The 17,798-nt window shown below is 52.8% G+C and carries 14 protein-coding genes; 6 read left to right on the forward strand and 8 right to left on the reverse strand.

The annotated features are described in order from the left end of the window. The first annotated feature begins 2 nt into the window (after positions 1-2). A complete protein-coding gene (locus FN808_RS06740) occupies positions 3-983 on the forward strand; it encodes an FAD:protein FMN transferase (protein WP_142713802.1) in 981 nt (326 codons plus the stop codon). A gap of 97 nt (positions 984-1,080) precedes the next feature. On the opposite strand, the gene FN808_RS06745 is transcribed toward FN808_RS06740, so the two are convergent. After that, complete coding sequence (locus FN808_RS06745; protein ID WP_142713803.1) at positions 1,081-2,592, reverse strand: hypothetical protein; 1,512 nt, start codon at positions 2,590-2,592, stop codon at positions 1,081-1,083. A gap of 98 nt (positions 2,593-2,690) precedes the next feature. On the opposite strand from FN808_RS06745, the gene FN808_RS06750 reads away from it, so the two are divergent. The 3 genes from FN808_RS06750 (at position 2,691) to FN808_RS06760 (ending at position 5,092) form a co-directional block, all read left to right on the forward strand. Further along, positions 2,691-3,065 carry a carboxymuconolactone decarboxylase family protein gene (locus FN808_RS06750; protein WP_246068291.1) on the forward strand — a complete coding sequence of 125 codons (375 nt, stop codon included), beginning with the start codon at positions 2,691-2,693 and terminating at the stop codon, positions 3,063-3,065. A 7-nt stretch (positions 3,066-3,072) separates the two neighbouring features. Continuing rightward, the gene (locus tag FN808_RS06755; protein WP_185958283.1) at positions 3,073-4,218 is read left to right on the forward strand and encodes a BamA/TamA family outer membrane protein; all 1,146 of its coding nucleotides are present in this window, start codon (positions 3,073-3,075) and stop codon (positions 4,216-4,218) included. Between the two features lie 112 nt (positions 4,219-4,330). Beyond that, complete coding sequence (locus FN808_RS06760; RefSeq protein ID WP_142713805.1) at positions 4,331-5,092, forward strand: uroporphyrinogen-III synthase; 762 nt, start codon at positions 4,331-4,333, stop codon at positions 5,090-5,092. Here FN808_RS06760 and FN808_RS06765 read toward each other — a convergent pair. Then, the gene (locus FN808_RS06765; RefSeq protein WP_142713806.1) at positions 5,079-7,478 is read right to left on the reverse strand and encodes an endonuclease MutS2; all 2,400 of its coding nucleotides are present in this window, start codon (positions 7,476-7,478) and stop codon (positions 5,079-5,081) included. The genes FN808_RS06760 and FN808_RS06765 overlap by 14 nt on opposite strands. A 144-nt stretch (positions 7,479-7,622) precedes the next feature. Between FN808_RS06765 and FN808_RS06770 the strand changes: the two genes are divergently transcribed. Both FN808_RS06770 and FN808_RS06775 read left to right on the forward strand, forming a co-directional pair. Then, positions 7,623-8,408, forward strand: a complete 786-nt coding sequence (locus FN808_RS06770; protein ID WP_142713807.1) for a PhzF family phenazine biosynthesis protein — start codon at positions 7,623-7,625, stop codon at positions 8,406-8,408. Further along, positions 8,408-9,217, forward strand: a complete 810-nt coding sequence (locus tag FN808_RS06775) for a sulfite exporter TauE/SafE family protein (protein WP_142713808.1) — start codon at positions 8,408-8,410, stop codon at positions 9,215-9,217. The genes FN808_RS06770 and FN808_RS06775 overlap by 1 nt, the downstream gene beginning before the upstream one ends. A gap of 1,225 nt (positions 9,218-10,442) precedes the next feature. Here the strand turns inward: FN808_RS06775 and ftsZ are convergent. From ftsZ to FN808_RS06805, 6 genes are all read right to left on the reverse strand, one after another. Beyond that, a complete protein-coding gene (ftsZ, locus tag FN808_RS06780; protein ID WP_185958284.1) occupies positions 10,443-11,777 on the reverse strand; it encodes a cell division protein FtsZ in 1,335 nt (444 codons plus the stop codon). 54 nt (positions 11,778-11,831) lie between these two features. After that, positions 11,832-13,097 carry a cell division protein FtsA gene (ftsA, locus tag FN808_RS06785; protein WP_142713810.1) on the reverse strand — a complete coding sequence of 422 codons (1,266 nt, stop codon included), beginning with the start codon at positions 13,095-13,097 and terminating at the stop codon, positions 11,832-11,834. Positions 13,098-13,127: 30 nt separating this feature from the next. Next, complete coding sequence (locus FN808_RS06790; RefSeq protein WP_142713811.1) at positions 13,128-13,880, reverse strand: cell division protein FtsQ/DivIB; 753 nt, start codon at positions 13,878-13,880, stop codon at positions 13,128-13,130. A gap of 29 nt (positions 13,881-13,909) precedes the next feature. Next, on the reverse strand, positions 13,910-15,307 hold the full coding sequence (gene murC / locus FN808_RS06795) for a UDP-N-acetylmuramate--L-alanine ligase (protein ID WP_185958299.1): 1,398 nt from the start codon (positions 15,305-15,307) through the stop codon (positions 13,910-13,912). Between the two features lie 89 nt (positions 15,308-15,396). Then, on the reverse strand, positions 15,397-16,557 hold the full coding sequence (gene murG, locus FN808_RS06800; RefSeq protein WP_142713813.1) for an undecaprenyldiphospho-muramoylpentapeptide beta-N-acetylglucosaminyltransferase: 1,161 nt from the start codon (positions 16,555-16,557) through the stop codon (positions 15,397-15,399). Next, entirely contained in the window at positions 16,550-17,740 is a 1,191-nt protein-coding gene (locus tag FN808_RS06805) for an FtsW/RodA/SpoVE family cell cycle protein (protein WP_142713814.1), read from the reverse strand. Before FN808_RS06805 ends, murG begins: the two co-directional genes overlap by 8 nt. Positions 17,741-17,798: the final 58 nt, after the last annotated feature.

A 17,798-nucleotide genomic window follows, 5' to 3' on the forward strand; every position in this document is an offset into this window, starting at 1 on the left:
GTATGGCTATTAATCGGAAACAGTTTTTGGAGATTGCCGTTACAGGCGGGATGGGCGCATTTCTGGGTGGAGCGGCCCTGCTGCCCGGCCGATGGAGGGAAAAGGGTGTTTCACTTACATCCGTTCATCGCCGGAGCCTGGTGATGGGGTCCATCATCTCATTTCAGGTTATCGCTGAAAGCGAAGAAGAGGGATACGAGGCCATCCGCCGGGCTGAACAGGCTTTCCGTACCCTCGAAAAAACGTTTTCGATGTACGACAGCGACAGTGAGATGGCGAGGCTGACCCGGCAGGCGGGACGGGAAGCGATGACGGTGACGGAAGAAAGCCGGAGGCTATTGCACTTTGCCAAAGAGGTACATCAGGCATCAGAAGGACGTTTTGATATCACCATTGAGCCTGCCATGCGGCGATGGGGATTCCGCGAAACTCCTTCGGAGCCGGTGAAACGTCCGGGGGACCGCGAGCTCAGAAAAATTGAGCGCCTGATCGGTTCTGAAAAGATTGAGCTGGAAGGAGGCCGGGTGATGCTTGCCGAAGCCGGAATGGCCATCGATACAGGAGGCATTGCGGGCGGATATGCGCTTGACAAGGCCCTGGAGGTCATGAAGCAGACCGATGTTGCTGCAGGTTTCATCAATTTCAGTGGCGATATTCATTGCTTTGGAAAACCACTCGACCAGCAGAAGTGGACCGTCCACCTGTTGAATCCGGAAACCAAAGAGCCGGTGCGGGAACCGGTGGAACTGGTTAATGAAGCACTAAGCACCAGCGGGGCCTATCAAAATCGCCGATATGATGAGTCGGATCATTCATGGGGGCACCTGCTGCTGCCTGACAGGGCGAAGCCTGCTGAACCGGTGGGATCTGTGACGGCTGTTCATGCCTCAGCCATGGTTGCGGATGCCTGGTCGACGGCCGCTTATCTGGGGGCCGCTGCTCCTGAAGAGGTCAGAACAATTGTGCTCACCGACAGGGGATGAAGAGGGTAGCATTCTCATTTAAGGTACCGGGTCGGGGGAGCGCTCCGCCGGAGGTTGGTTTACCAAAGGATTGCTGTTGCGGGCCCGCATGTGTTGGTTAGCCCCCGGGGTCGCGGGCAGAGAATATTTTCATCAGCTGGTTTAGCAGGCCATTGCCTGCAATAGACAGTTTCTGCTGGCGGTCGAGCGATAGGAAACGCAGCAGCCCCCGCAGCTCTACAAGCAGGTAAGGGGGATCCGTGACCAGGGTATCATTCGAGATGATGTGGTTCCAGTTCAGGGGCTTGTCAAATGTGATCCCATGCTCTTCCATGGTCTTCTTGTACAGGTGTGCAATCAGTCCATAGCCGGTGGTTGTTGGATGAATGCCGTCCAGGCTGAAAATGCCTCCCTTGTACACCTTGCCGCTGTCATGGTTGATGCGCAGGTAGTCGGTGCTGAATTTGGGATTTTTGGGGTCTTCAAACAGGTGATCGGTCATCGGGTGCTTGTTCATCGCCTGCACAAAATTTTCAGGAAAGGGGATGCGCAGCTTTCCGCCCAAGCGCCGGCGGGCAAAACCGCTCAGATAGCGGTTCAGTGGTACGACGATCCAGCCGTATTCCTCGGCAATTTCCCTGATGATCACGTTGTATTCATCCACATGCTGGTCAAGCGAAATGGCCTGCTCCTTGGTCAGGTGCGGGTGCTTGTCCGGGTTGAAGTCCTCGTCCCATATCCAGAAACGGGTGTAGTAATCAAAATAGCCGGTGTGGCCGTGTCGCGATTTATCCGCATTGACGCCCCGGGTGACGGGTGGAATGGTCACATAGGGAATGGTCTGTGTGATGATTTGTTCGGCACCGATGGCATTGACTTTTTCTGCAAGTTTCCGGTATTCCCGTTCAAAATGTTCCGGTCGGTATACCGTATAGTCCCGCTTGGAGGGGAAATCCTCCAGGTCATCGTCGGTGGAAAAGACAAATTTCAGATCCGATACGGCCCCGATAATATTGTTGTGGCCCATGGTCACGATAAGGTTCTCAATTCCCCCGTCCTCCTGCAGCTGCTGAATGTTGTCTACCTGCGTGGAGTGGCCAAAGCGTTGATTGAAGGTGGGATTTAGCACCAGACTGGCCGTTACATACATGGCGTGATCAGGCAGCATGTCGAAAATGGAATAGGTTTCCGGCTGTGTTTCAATAAACCGTCGGCTCAGGTGTTCGGTTACCATCCAGGCGTCGTTCATGGCAAATCCCCAAACCGACTGGTTGTGATAGGGCGAGGTTTGTTTCGGTCTGTTCAGGGGTTTCATCTCACCCTCCCAGTAGCGTTTGACCCGGCGCAGGGTGGAATACAGGTAGGAGAGGGCAGGCAGGTATTCATCCCATTCAATACTTTCACCGTACTCGTCCGATAACCCCCGCAGCAGCATCTCAAGGTTAAGCGGAATGCCGGCCTGGGCCGTAAATCGCGGTTGATTGAAGGAAGGGGCGGGCTCCCAGCATTCCGCCAGCAGTGCGGGAAAATTGAGGTCGGTGCGATAGATACCCCCATTATTGAATCCTTGGCTAAGACTGTCTCCTATGACGGCCAACTTATGTTTGGGCTGAGTGTTTCTTCTTTTCATTGATCCGAACCGCTTGAATCAATTATGGAATTCCTTGTTCGAGTTCCTGAGAATATGTGGTATCTTGGAATGCATCTAATCAACGTGAAGGTACCAAAATGATGAGCAAAATAGAAAATAATCGACTGGAATCATTTCGACAAGCCCGCGAGCAGGGGAATCAGAAGGTCCTTGATGCGGATCATCTGGGAATCAAACGGTTTTTTAACCTGGATACCAACACCTATAAAGACGGGGCTTTGCCCGGTAAGACGAAGGAGCTGCTGGGGCTGGTGGCTTCAGCCGTGCTGCGATGCAACGACTGTATCGATTATCACCTGGAACAATGTGCCGGGGCCGGCTATACAAGAGATGAAATGGTGGATGCCCTGAATGTGGCCCTGGTAGTGGGCGGGAGTATCGTCATCCCGCATATGCGGCATGCCATGGAAACAATCGACCTGCTCGAGCAGGAGGGGAGCCTGGAATCATGAAACGCCGATGATTATAAAAAAAACGCTTTTACTGTTGGGTCTGATTGCAGCGACGTCAGCAACAACCCTGGCCCAGTCCGGCAATACCGGGGGCAATGCGGATTCGTTGAGCAGTGCCCTGGTGCCGGCCGCCGGTTATAGCTCAAATGAGGGAGTGATCGGAGGAATCATTTATAGCCGCTATGATTATAGGGGGGAGATGGAGCCTTTCAGGAGCCATGTCAAGGCATCGGCGCTTGCATCAACCAGGGGCTATGTGAAATTCAGGGGAGCATATGAACAAACGGAAACCTTCGGACGCCCCATCCGCTCTACCTTGAATCTTTATTTCAATCGATTTACGTCCAACAATTTCTTCGGTATAGGCAATGAAGTTCCCTTTGATAAGAAGGGATGGGAGGAGGGGTTCTTTTATTTTGAATCAGTAGGCTTCGGGCTGGGCTATGAACTTCGAAAACCGCTTTATCGTCGCGGAAGAAGCCGGCTGGATCTTTTGGCGGGAGCAGAGACCGAATATCAAATTCCCTATGTATCCAGGGAACCGTCATCATTCAGCCGCCAGCAGCCGAGAGGCCGCAGGGGGGGATGGCTCAACTTTCTGAAGACGGGCTTTGTCTGGGAAAACAGGGACCGTGAGTTTGATCCCCAGCACGGCAATCGCCTGGCCCTGGAGCTGCGCTATGCCCCTGATCTGGTCAGCCGCTATGCGATGGGGACGGCCCGCGCCGAACTTCGTCAGTATTTCAAGCTGTTTGATGAGATAACGGTGGCCAACCTGCTGGAAGCCCGCCACGCCATGGGCGACGTCCCCTATTGGGAGCGATCGACGCTGGCTGACGGCAATACCCTCCGTGGCTATCCCCTCAACCGGTTCCAGGGGAATTCCTCAGTGGCCTATACGCTGGAACTTCGAAGCTGGCTATTTGAATTTCCCCAATTTTATCGGCTTAAACTGGGTATGCAGCTTTTTACCGATACCGGCCGGGTCTTTACGGAAGAGGATGATTTCGGGGATCTTTTTAAAGGATACAAGCAGACCATCGGGGTGGGCGGAGCCCTGTCAATACTCAACCCCGATTTTATTCTGCGGGGAGAAATTGGTTTTTCCAGCGATGTGAGCCGCATTTACGTAGGGGTCGGCTACCTGTTCTGATGGCCTGGCCTCGGGAAAACTGGTTCCTGTTATGGACTGTTTAGAGCCTGCCGTTATTTTTCCGTATTTTACATTGATCTTTTAACCTCAACAAAGTAGATATCTGTACGTAATGAGCCTGTCTGTTTTATTGACCGCCGCCGAGGAAGACGCTGAGCAGTTTTGTGCATCACTGGCTGGAAAGCCGGTGTCCCTGCTTCACCACCCGCTGGAGCGCTATGAGGCCCTTGGAATGAATAGCACCATCCGTGATACCCTGAATCGCATGGAGGACTTTGAGAATATTGTCCACGGGAGCAAACGTAACGCTCGTTTTTTTATAGAGAAACTCAAGGAGCTGAATAAGCTAAAGGATGCCCGCCAGCAGCTGAACCTTGCCCTCAATCAGCCGACCGCCGACTATCTTGAGGAAGAAAATATTCCCGCCATTCATCCCCGGGCCGAGGGCAAGGCGATCAATCTGATGGAGTTTATGCTGCGTGTCCGCCGGCTGGGTACAACTCTCTACCCCTGTGGCGACAAAACCAGCGAGGATCTGCCCGGTTTGTTGCAGGAGCTGGATATCCCGGTTGAGGAGCTGGTGCTTTTTAGGCTGGAGGGCCCGCGAGAAGAGGAGCTGCAGCAGAATAAAAACGTATTGCAGGATCAGCAGCCGGAGGTGGTCCTCTTTCATTCCCGCCGGTCAGTCAATCGTACGCGGGCAGCTTTCCCGGACCTGGATTATGACGAGATCCGGGTAATTTCCGGGGACCAGGCAGTGACCGATAAGCTGGAGAGAGAGGGAATTCCTGTGGACCGGCAGGCAGCGGGAAGCTGGGAATCGCTGCTGGAAGAGCTGGAGGTCGAATTACCCCGGCCGTCTACCGGAAGATGACGACGGTACAGCCGGCACCGCCCTGCTCGATGGGGGCCATGTGATATTTCTTGACCTCTTTTCGCTTATCGAGGTATTCATGAACCAGCTTTTTCAGGATGCCCTCGCCCTTGCCATGGATAATGTTTACTTTCTGACGGCCGGCAGCGATAGCGTCGTCGAGATAGTGCTGAACCTCTTTCATGGCTTCCCGCCCGCGCATTCCCCGTATTTCTAACTGGGGCGGCACCACCTTGTATCGGCTGCCGCCTTCAATATTTACCTTGATGCGCTGTTTGGGCTTCTGTTGCGAGGCATCCTCAACTTTGACCAGCTTGCTGAACTTCGTCTTGATGCGCAGTCCGCCGGCCGAAATAACGGCCGTGCTGCCATTGATCTCCTTGAGTTCCCCGGTTGTCTGGGCATCTTCCAGGCGAACCCGGTCGCCGACCTTGGGTTTTTCTGAAACATCCTCAAAAGCGGATGCTTCATTCTCGACGGCTTCCAGATCGGCATCCACCTCGCTGCGAAACTCTTCGACGTCTTGCCTGGCCTTCCTGATAACCTCCTCGTCCTTCTGCCCCTCCTTTACAATACGTTCTACGGCCTGTTCAATCTTCTGGTTGGCTGAATCCATGATGGATTTGGCCTCTTTTAGGGCCTTTTCGCGGATGCTCTTTTCTTCTTTTTCTATGGCCGAACGCTTTTCCTCGTAGCGATGGCGGGCCTTCTGGGTCCTGGACTTGAGCTGGTCATATTTTTTCTTGAGCTGGTCTGCCTCCTGGGTTTTGGCTTCCAGCTCGGCAATCAGGGTCTCCATGTCTTTTTTGCCTTCGCCCAACAGTCGGCGGGCTTGCTTCAGAAGCTTCTCCTGGAGCTTCATCCGTTTGGCTATCTCGAAGGCGTAGCTGCTGCCCGGCACGCCCTTCTTGAATCGATAGGTCGGGGAAAGGGTGGCCTGGTCGAACTCCATGGACCCGTTGACGGCGGAAGGATGATCATGGGCAAATACCTTTAGAGAGCCATGGTGCGTGGTTACCAGTACCTTGGCCCTGCGTTCGATGAGTAATTCAATAAGTGCCTGGAACAGTGCGCCTCCCTCTTCGGGATCAGTGCCCGCCGCCGCTTCGTCAATGAGGGCCAGGCTGTGGCGGTCGGCGCGGGCAATGGTGTGCTTCATCCATTCCAGCCGTGAGGAGAAAGTACTTAGGTCGTTTTCAATGGATTGATCGTCGCCCATGTCCACGAATATGCTGCTGAAGACCGGTAGCTCCGAGCTGTCGCGGGCGGGGATGGCAAAGCCCGACTGCACCATCATGGCACACAGTCCCAGCGTCTTAAGTGCCACGGATTTTCCACCGGCATTGGGACCGGTTATCACCAGGCATCGTTCTTCCGCCGTGAGCTCCATGTCCAGCGGAACGACCTGCTCCTGTTTATTTTCCGGTAGGGTCTGGTTTTTTAACAGCAGCAGCGGATTGTAGGCTTCTCTGAGGTACAGATGCGAACGTTCCGAAAGAACAGGTACAAAGGCATCCAGGTCAATACTGAGCTGTGCTTTCGCTGCTACGACATCGATGGTGGTCAGTACCTCCAGGTTCTGCCGGATGGTATCGCGGTTGCGGCCTATTTCTGCCGTGAGTTCACGCAGAATCCGTTCAATTTCACGCTGCTCCTCCGATTCCAGCTGCCGTATTTCATTGTTGATGTTCAGGGCTTCCACCGGCTCCAGATATACGGTCTGCCCGGAGGAGGATACGTCATGTACGAAGCCCTGAACCTTGCGCTTGTATTCGGCCAGTACGGGAATAACCATGCGGCCGTTGCGAATCGTGGGTCCTTCATCGGAGGCCCGGCCCTGCTTGGCAACACGGCTCATTACCCGGTTGATGGTGCTGCGAAGGTCGTTGCGCTTGTTGTTCAGTCGCTTCCGTATTGACTTTAGCTGATGACTGGCATCGCTGCGGAGCTCTCCGCTGTTGGTAAATTTATCTTGCAGTATTTTTTCAAGTTCTTCAAGCGGAATAAGCCCGATGCTGATTTCCTTGAGCTCCGGGTAGTGCTTTTCACGGTCCCCGAGGTAGGACTTAATCCTGCGGGCGGTTACACAGACTTCCAGGATTTCTGTAAAAACAGGGAGGGGAAGCACCCGGTTGCCGGCACGCGACTGCTTGAGCGGCTCGCGGATATCGTGCAGGTTATTAAGCGGAAAGGCGGTATCATTCTGCAGAAGATCCATCATCTCCCTGGTCTGCTCGAGCCTCCGCTGAATAACTGATCGGTCGGAAAAGGGCATCATCGTGGCAAGACGCTCGCGCCCCATTACGGAGCGACTTTTCTTCAGTACGGCCGTCCTGACGGTTTCAAATCCAATTTTATCACTTAAATGTTCAGGAAATAGATGCATAGATGGTGTTGAATCTTGGATCGTCCCGGCTGCTGCCGGAATTTTCTTTCAAAATATAAGCTTATTTAGGCGGAATGATGAATTTGAAAAGAACAAAATATTTCTTTAACTCCAGATGCTATCAAACAACAGATATTCAGATCCATGAACATTAGTCTCTACCAGGTGGATGCGTTTGCATCCGACGTCTTTGAAGGTAATCCGGCGGCCGTCTGCCCGCTGGATGGGTGGCTCCCGGATGAGCTCATGCAGCAAATTGCGTTGGAGAATAACCTCTCGGAAACGGCTTTTTTTGTGAAGGCCGGCCAGGGATACCAGCTTCGCTGGTTTACCCCCGCAACGGAAGTGGATTTATGTGGACACGCTACGCTCGGTTCGGCCCACGTACTCTTTGAACACCTGGGCTATGACCGGGAGAGCATCGTTTTCGATACCAGAAGCGGGGAACTGGAGGTCTGCCGGAGGGGCCGGCAACTGGTTATGGATTTTCCTGCGGCCAGGCTTAATGCCTTTGACCCACCTGCGGCATTGGAAGAAGCCCTGCAGGTTTCCGCTGTTAAGGTTTACAGGGATATGGATATACTCTGTGTGGTTGAGGACGGAGAGCGGCTTCAGTCCATTGCGCCCGACTTTCAGCTACTTGGCACCATTGATACGCGCGGGGTGATTGTGACAGCGCCTTCCACGGATGAGAGATTTGATTTTATTTCCCGCTTTTTTGCCCCTGCGGCCGGGGTGAATGAAGATCCAGTCACCGGCTCGGCTCATACCATACTGGTACCCTACTGGAGCAGGACGCTTCATCAGAAGGAACTGGTGGGGCGACAGGTATCCGCCCGGGGAGGTACGGTATTCTGTGAAGACAGAGGCCGGCGGGTACTGCTTGCAGGAGAAGCGTGTACGTACCTGGAAGGTCAAATTACAATCTGATGGAACTGCTATTCTTGCTTTTGCTGGGGGTTGTTGCAGGTATGGTGGCCGGTCTTTTCGGCCTGGGCGGCGGTATCCTGTTTACGCCCATCCTTTTTGTAGTATTCAATGATGCCGGAATCGAAGACCCGGTGGTTCTGACCATTGGGAGCTCCCTTTTCTGTACCTTTATCGCTTCCCTGGGAAGTTCGATTCGCCAGTTTCAGCAGCAAAATTTTTATTGGTCAGAGGGCATCCGTGTGGGACTGCTGGGGGCAGCGGGTATTTTTGCAGGGAAGGTCGTCATTACCTCCGGCTATTACAGTCAACAGGTATTTGTGATTTTTTTCAGCCTCCTGCTTGTCTATGTGGCTTACATGTTCTACCGCAGGGGATCCCGGAAAACGAAAAAGATCCGCCACGATCAGTGGCCCATCTCCTGGCGGCAGTCGGTGGTAACAGGGGGACTGGGGGGATTTGTGGCGGCACTGGCGGGGATCGGCGGCGGTGGCGTCATGGTGCCGCTGATGAACCTGTGGTATAAGAAGGGGTTTGTGAAGTCCGTCAGCGTCTCATCCCTGGCCATCGTTCTCATTTCCCTTTCCGGATGGGTACAGCTGGCCTTCTTCAACGGAACGACGCGGGCACTTACGTCCTATCATATCGGTTATGTGGATTTCGGTGCGGCCCTGCCGCTGGCCGCCGGCGGTCTGCTGGGCGGCTTTGTGGGAGCACTGTTTAATCTGAAGATAAACCGTCAGTATTTGCAGTATGCCTTCGCCGTATTGGCGGTGGGCATGGCGATCAAGTTATTGACGGAAGTGTTTTAAATTTAATCCTGTTTGTATTTTTTCATTGCCGCTCCCGCTCTCTTTCCACACCTTATCTGCTCAGGCCGGCTGTCGGGGAAACCCTGATCCATAACTTTTTGATCTTAACGCAGGGTGCCCGGATAATAGAGGATTTCTCACTCTAGGGTGTTCCGTTCGAAATGACGGGGGCTAGATTGATGCGAGTAGCCTTACAAATGATTACTCTTTCTTTATCTGCCCCACAAAGTCATCTCGACCGAGAGGGAGAGATCTTTTATTCTTAAGGCTAAAGGCTCGAGTTGTAGAAGACTTTCTTTCCAAGGTCCGAAACGATGTTAATACGACATGCGGGTAGTCTTTCAAGTAATGCATTAGCTGATACATTACTTGTTGCCCTATCTTCTAATCAATATCATTTTTTATATAGACCACTTTTGGCTTGACCCAAAAGGCTCATAAAAGGTCAAGAAGAATTTAACTCCTCGGTGCTGATACCTATCTCAAACGCTGATCAAGGATTGGCGCCAGCCCCTCGTCAAACAGAAATTCTTCCGGTGGGCTTTGTCGCTTTCATTAAAGAGTAATAAACCTCCGGCCTAACGAAAAGTCAGGGATCATTTTTGGCGAGGACGGTACGGAGGATAAACCCCGAACCATCGGGGGTGTCTGAAGCTCCGCGACCAGCGGAGCAAGTTAAATTATTTTCCAACGTACCGACGGAGACTGATTCCTGAGTTTTCTCAGCCGGCGACGTTTTTGGGTTCTCCAGCTCTGCTGGTCCCGCGCATGCGGGATGCGTCGTTCCAAAAATGGAACAATCACTTTAGCGATAAAAAATGGACAAGAATAAAGCATTATTTCTAAATAAGAGACTAAATGCCTTAACTACATAGCCGGCTGTTTAGGGAAAAAGATTCACAACCTTCAACCTTTGACATTCAACCTGCAACTACAATTTCTCCAGGCGGAGCTTTCGCTTTTGGTAAGAAGTAATCAGGGAAATGTCGCGGGGTAGGAGCGATAAGGGTGTTCAGGTGAGCGCGAAGATACCTCGGGCCGGGCGCACCGGTGCCGGTTATTGGCGCCTTCCGTTATAAAAAGAAGAGTTAAAAAAAGGGAGTCCCGATCAAAGGACTCCCTTTGTATTTAGCAATCTATCCTGCATATAGCAGGATGGAGAAACTGATTGGAATATCAGTTTTGTGTCATTCAATCATAGCAATCGTCACAGAACCAGTGCGACTTAGTCCATGATTTTACGGAGAAAAGCCGGCTGGTCGGAATCTGTTTTATCTATTCGTTCCCGGCGGTTGTTGAGCAGTTCATCACCCTTGCGCTGTTCTTTGGGCTGCTCTTTCTGCTCTTCATCCTTCTGGTCGAGAGAATGGATGTTTTTGAGTCCCCGCCGGTGAATAGCCGGCTGATCCATGTGCTTAAGATTTTTCTCGCCCTTGTAAAAAGGCTGATCTGCTGATTTTGAGTACCGGGTTTGTCCCGTAACCTCACTGGTTGTCGGCATCTTCAGATCATCCATGGCACCTTTCTTCGGTTGGGCACTGTTTTCCTGCTTATTTGGTGCCACACGGGCTTCGTTGCGGTTGTCGGCCAAATCGAAGCCTGTGGCGATGACGGTGACCCGCAGTTCATCATCAAAACTCTCGTCAAGGACGGTACCCAGGATGATTTCAGCATCTTCACCAGCTTCCTGCTGGATGATGCTGGTGGCTGTGGTGGTTTCTCTCATTCCCAGGTTGGCACCGGACGAAATGTTGACCAGCACGTTGCGGGCCCCGCGGATGCTGACACCGTCGAGCAGGGGAGAGTTGATCGCTTCGCGGGCGGCAATTTCAGCCCGGTCTTCCCCAGTCGCATTGGCTGCTCCCATGATAGCCGCTCCACCGTCGAGCATCGTGGTGCGGACATCAGCGAAGTCAAGGTTAATAAGACCTGGCATCAGGATGAGGTCCGAGATGCCGCGCGTTGCATTGTACAGTACCTGGTTGGCATGTTCAAAGGCTTCGAGCAGGGTGGTATCTTCATCAGCAATATTCATCAGCCGCTCGTTCGGAATAACAATAACGGTATCGCTGTTCTTTTTCAGCTCCGTGATACCTTCACGGGCATATTTCATGCGTTTGGGACCTTCGCATTCAAAAGGCGTAGTGATGATGCCCACCGTCAGGATGCCTTTCCGTTTGGCAATGCCCGAGACGACCGGAGCTCCGCCGGTACCGGTTCCTCCGCCCATGCCGGCTGTGACAAAGACCATGTCGGCCCCTTCAATCGCTTCTTCAATTTCATGCCGGTTCTCTTCAACCGCCTCGCGCCCGATTTCGGGGCGTGCGCCGGCTCCCAGTCCGTTGGTAAGGTTCGCCCCAACCTGGATGGTGATGTCGGCCATGCTGTTTTTGAGGGCCTGAGCATCAGTGTTGAGCGCGATATACTCTACGCTGGTCAGTCCTTTGTGAATCATGTTATTGACGGCGTTTCCTCCTCCACCGCCAACGCCTACAACTTTGATCTTTGCGTTGTCTTGACTGTCGATGTCAAAACTGAAACGAGAATTTAAGTTACTCATAATTGACTCCTTGTTTAGATTGCTTTGTTTTTGACTTGATTGCTATGATACTATTTAAAGTTCCTTGAACCAGCTTTTCATACGATCCGCCAGCCGTTCCATGACTTTCTCCACGCTGGACCCCTTGGTGGAGGAGGGAACAATGGCCTGGTTCTGTGGACCGCTTCCTGTCTTGATGGCGTGCATGACAAGTCCCACGCCGGTGGCATAAATGGGATTGTTGACCTCTTCGGTCAGTCCTCCGCTGAGCCCCATGGGCTTGCCTACTTTGGCATCCATGCCGAGAACCTCGTTGGCGAGGGGACACACATTCTTGATCAACGAGCCACCGCCGCTCAGCACGACCCCCGCACTGAGGGCATCGGCGTAGCCGCTGCGCTTGGTTTCTATGGCGACAATTTCCAGGATCTCCTCCATGCGCGCCTGGATGATTTTACCTAAAATGCTTTTGGTAATCTCTTTCGGCGGCCGTCCGGCTATACCTGGTACCGTGATGGCTTCATCATCTTCAATGAGGTCGATGTAGGCCTCGCCATGCTCACATTTCAACTTCTCGGCCTGGTCGTCAAGTACGCTGAGGCCCATGCGAATATCATCGGTTACTTTTTTTCCTGCTATTGCGATAACCGCTGTGTGACGGATGGTATTGTCCTGGAAAATCGCTACATCGGTGGTTCCGCCGCCAATGTCGACCAGCACCACACCGGCCTCTTTTTCTTCCTCATCCAGCACGGCATAAGAGGAGGCCAGGGGCTCGAGAATGATGTCGGCCACCTGGTAGCCGGCGCGCTCCACACACCGATAAATGTTCTTGGCTGCCGAGACGAGGCCCGTGATAATGTGGACTTCGGCCTCCATGCGCATGCCGCTCATGCCCACCGGGTCGCTGATGCCGTCCTGGCCGTCTACCACGAATTCCTGGGGGATGACGTGGAGGATCTGCTGGTCGGTGGGCAGCATGATGCGCTGGCAGTCTTCGAGCAGCCGCTCCACATCGTCCACAGTTATTTCGTTATCCTTGTTGTTGATGGTAATGACGCCCTTGCTGCGCATGCTCCGGATATGATCGCCGGCAATGCCCACGTTTACTGAGTTTACCTCAATGCCGGATGCCAGCTGGGCCTGTTCAACAGCCGCTTTAATAGCGTTCACGGTTTTGTCAATGTTGACCACAACGCCCCGGTTGAGTCCTTCATTCGCAGCTTTTCCCACGCCCAGAATATGGATTCTGTCCTGTGGGTCAATTGAAGCAACGACCGCACATACTTTGGTGGTGCCGATATCCAGTCCAACTACAATTCTATCTTCTTGCTCTTCCATAATGTTATCCACGTACGGTTATATGATTAATCATTGTTCGTGCGTCACGATCTGTCCCTGAAATCTCAAGTCGACAGATCGCATGCTCTCAATGCCTTTCTGTTTAATTATCTCTGCGTAAAAAGCTTCCCAGTTTCGCAGCCGGGTGCCAAAGTCCTTTTTACCAAAAATGAGTTTGACGCCGTGCTGGTTTGTCAGTGCTACGATACCGTTGTCTGTCCAGGCTATTTCACTGATCGTGGCATCGCTGACCGGTTTCTCGCGGAGCTGGCCCAGGAAATTCAATGCAGCTTGCGCTTCCTGTCCACTCAGGGTGTCGCCGGCCGCCCCGGCATCAAACCCATAGAGCAGGGGGACATTCACAGCCCGGTTTAAGACCACGGGAAGGCGAACTCCCTCTTCGTCCACATATCGTTTGGTATCGCCGTCGGCCAGCATGGCCACAGGCTTCCGTTCTGAGATCCGGATCGTCAAATTTCCGCCGGGCGTTACATCTACAGCGGCCCGTTTGACATACGGAATCTGTTCAAACTGATCGATAATCTGCATGGTGTTCAGGCTGTCGGGATGGATCCCGGTTGGTATCTCAATTTCCCGGAGCTGTGCCTCGGAGACAAAGCTATGCCCTTCATAATAGACCTTCTGCACCTTCATGTTGGAGCTCCAGTAGAAGCCGGCAACAACAGCCAGTCCAAGTATAAAAAGGGCGGCTGCCACCCAGGGAAGAGGATTGCTCCTGCCTGTGGGGGCTTCCGTTGGGCTATGTTTCTTTTCGTTAGTCATCCGGTTCGCAGTCTGCTGTTTAAATGCTGTTAGTGCAATTTTGAGATTCCTGTTTCCAGTTCTTTGACAAAGGCCTCGCCATAGGTATAGATGTCGCCGGCGCCCATTGTGATAATGACATCCCCGGCTTCCACAATTTCCTTGAGCCGTGCCGGCAGTTCCTTCTTGTCATTGACATAGTGAACCTGCCGGTGACCGTATTCCCTGGCCGCATCGGCGATAAGCTTGCCGTCAACCCCTGCTATGGGTTCTTCGCGCGATGGATAAACATCGGTGATCACACAGACCTCGGCATCAAAGAAGGAAAGACCAAATTCCTTGTACAATTCCTGTGTGCGGGAATACAAGTGCGGTTGAAAGACAGCAACCAGACGGCGGTCTTTCCATCCCTTGCGTGCTGCGGCAAGCGTGGCCTGTACTTCCGTCGGGTGGTGCGCGTAATCATCAATTACTATAACCCCGTCATGGTCAGCTTTGAGCTGAAAGCGACGGAAGACCCCTTCGAATCGCTCCAATCCCGATTTGATCTTTTCAAAACCGATATCGAGTTCAAGTCCGACGGCCACAGCTGCCAGGGCATTTCGCACATTGTGTTCACCGGGCGCCCTGAGCGTAATCGTTCCCAGTTCCCGGCCGTCATCAATGACCGTGAATATGCTGTTAAAGTGATCGGTCTCGATATTTGCAGCGCGCACCCTGGCCTGGGGGGTCAAGCCGTAACTAATGGTCCGGCGCTCGATGGACGGAATAATGCTCCGTACATTGGGATCGTCAAGACACAGGACCACGGCCCCGTAGAAGGGTACTTTGTTTGCAAAAGCTATGAACGCCTCTTTTACGTCGTCGAGGTTGCTGTATATATCCAGGTGTTCAGCCTCGATATTGGTGATGACGGCCAGTGAAGGGCGCAGTCGTAAAAACGTCCGGTCAAATTCATCCGCTTCAACAATAATGATGTCGCCCTTGCCGACAACAGCGTTGGTCTCCGAGAAGCTGTGTACCTTGCCCCCGACAATGATGGTGGGATCAAAACTGCCGTCCTGCACTACGTGCCCGGTCATGGTTGTAGTGGTGGTTTTGCCATGGGTACCGGCAACCCCGATACCGTATTTCATGCGCATCAGCTCGGCGAGCATTTCAGCCCGTTTGATAACAGGAATACCCTTTTCAAGGGCAGCTTTGGTTTCAATATTATCCTGTGCCTTCACTGCGCTTGTGTATACAATTACATCGGCGCCCTCAATATTCTTTGCATCATGACCAATAGCAACATCGGCGCCCAGTTCCTGCAGCCGTTCAACGGTTTCACTCATTTTGGCATCAGAGCCGGAAACAGCATAGCCTTTTTGCAGAAGAATTTCGGCCATCCCGCTCATACCAATCCCGCCGATCCCAACCATATGAATATGGCGGGTTCGTCCGAAAATGGGCTGTGTTTGAATCTTGTTACTCATTTAATACGTGGTTTATGCGTTCATCGGGCTCCCAGGATGCTGAATGCGGTTCTGCATGATGGTCATGGGTGCTTTTTTTTCTGTATCAGTTCCAGGATTCCGGTTGCAATGGTCTCCGAGGCTTCGGGGCGGGCCAGTTTAAGGGCCGCCTTTTGCATCTTTTTCAGCTGCTGCCGGTCTGTGATTAACCGGCCGACCAAACCGGCGAGTGTTTCCTCCAACTGGTCATCGGCAATAAGTTCGGCTGCTCCTTCACTGACCATGGACTTGGCATTCTTGGTCTGATGATCCCCGGCTACATTGGGGGAAGGCACCAGGATGCTCGGTTTGCCGGTCAGCGCCAGTTCTGAACAGGAGAGGGCCCCGGCCCGGCTTATCACCAGGTCAGCCACTGCATATGCTTCCGGCATATCATGCAAGAAGTCCGTAAGCAGGAGATGATCATAATTTTCAGGATGAATGTCTTCCCGCAGGCGGTCATAGTACCGTTCGCCGCACTGCCAGATAATCTGGAGCTGCATCTCATCGTGCAGGGTTGGCAGATGTTTGGCCATGGCTTCATTGATGCTTCGGGCGCCTCCGCTGCCCCCCAGGATAAGAAGAGTGGGGATATCCGGGGTCAGGCCAAACGCTTCGTAAGCCTGGTCGGTGTCAACGCTGGTCAGTGATTTCCGGGTGGGATTGCCCGCCAGGATGATCTTATCCTGCGGAAAGAATCCTCCGGCATCTCTGAAAGCGGTAAAAATGAGACTCGCGTGTTTTCCCAGCAGCCTGTTGGTGACGCCGGGAAAGCTATTTTGTTCCTGGATAACCAGAGGAATTCCCTTGCGGGCTGCCACCCAGCCTACTGGTCCTGCTGCATAGCCTCCACAGGAGATAACCACATCGGGTTTAAAACTGCTGATAATGCGCAGGCTCTGTACGAGGCTGGTAGCCAGTTTTACGGGAAAAAGAAGGTTTTTAACGGTCAGCCGCCGGTGGAAGCCGCTGATCCAGATACTCGTAATATCATGGCCGGCGCGGGGAACGGCTTCCCATTCCATGTGATTTTTGGTTCCCACAAAGAGAATCTGCGCGTCTTCACATTCCCTGTCCAGGGCATCCGCAATGGCAATAGCCGGATATACGTGTCCCCCGGTGCCGCCTGCGGCAATGAGTATTCTGCTGCTGTTTCCGGCCGCAGAACCCGAACGGGATGATATGTGATTAGCGTTTTTATGCATAGAATACCGTGTTTTTACCGTTGCTGTATTTCGAAATGTTCATCAGGATTCCAATCATGAGACCCGAAAAAAGCGTGCTCGTACCGCCATAGCTTACAAAGGGCATCGGCAAGCCCGTCACCGGCAGCAGTCCGCTGGCAACCCCGGCATTGACGAATCCATAGAGGACGATGGTCAGTGTGCACCCAACCGCCATAAGCATGCCGAGGGTATCCGGTGCGTTTTTTGCAATTTTGGCGACGCCCCGGAATAAGATCAGCGTAAACAGCAGCAGCACCATAATCGAGCCTGCCATTCCGTACTCCTCGGCTATGATCGCGAAAATAAAGTCGTTGTAGGGAGCCGGCAGAAAGTCGCGCTGGGTACTTTTCCCGATACCGACGCCAAAGATCTCGCCTTGTGCAATGGCAATATGTGCCTGCTGTGCCTGGTAGCCTTCTTCAATGTTAAATTCATCGCTGTTGATCTGTATGATCTGATCAATATAGTGATCAAGGCGGCTTTGCCGTTCCGGCGATTGCCAAATCAGCACTGAGGCGCCCAGGGCCCCAACAATGATTAAAGTGCCCATCTGCAGCATGCTGATACGTCCAACAAACATTACCAGCATGGAAAGACCCATAAGGATTGCAGCACTGCTGAAATCCTCGATGCCTATAAGTCCGCAGGTGATGACGACCCAGAACATGATGGGGAGAAAGGACCGCTTAAAATCTTTGATATAGTCCTGCTTTTCATCCAGAAGCACCGCTACGTGGATAAGCAGTGCCACGGTGGCAAAAGATGAGGGCTGGAATGAAAAGCCAACAATGTCGAGCGATCGTTTGGCTCCAAACACTTCGGTTCCAAAGATCATCACGCTGATAAGCAGCAGCCAGCTTATGACCATCCCGAAGCGGCTGAATTTGGCCAGGGTGTGATAATTGATTTTTGAGGCGAGGAGCATACCCAGGAAGGCGATGCCCAGCTTCATAAGATGCCCCAAAACCATACTGCCGGCCGAAGTATGCTTGCTTTCGGCAAAAAAGGCAATGGCCGAATAAACCGCAAGACTCCCGAAAATCATCAGCAGGACCACCGCAATCAGGAGGATGCGATCACTGCCTTGTTTGGGCGTGTCGATCTCATCCGGGCCGGTGCCCATGATGGAGGAGATATTTTTATTTGGCGTCGTATAGAGCATATAAGTTGTTGATTATTATCCGGCTGAAAGCTCCTGTCTCAAGGGGTTTTTCCGGACA

The sequence above is a fragment of the Fodinibius sediminis genome (assembly GCF_900182555.1).
GTDB classification, from domain to species: Bacteria; Bacteroidota; Rhodothermia; order Balneolales; family Balneolaceae; genus Fodinibius; species Fodinibius sediminis.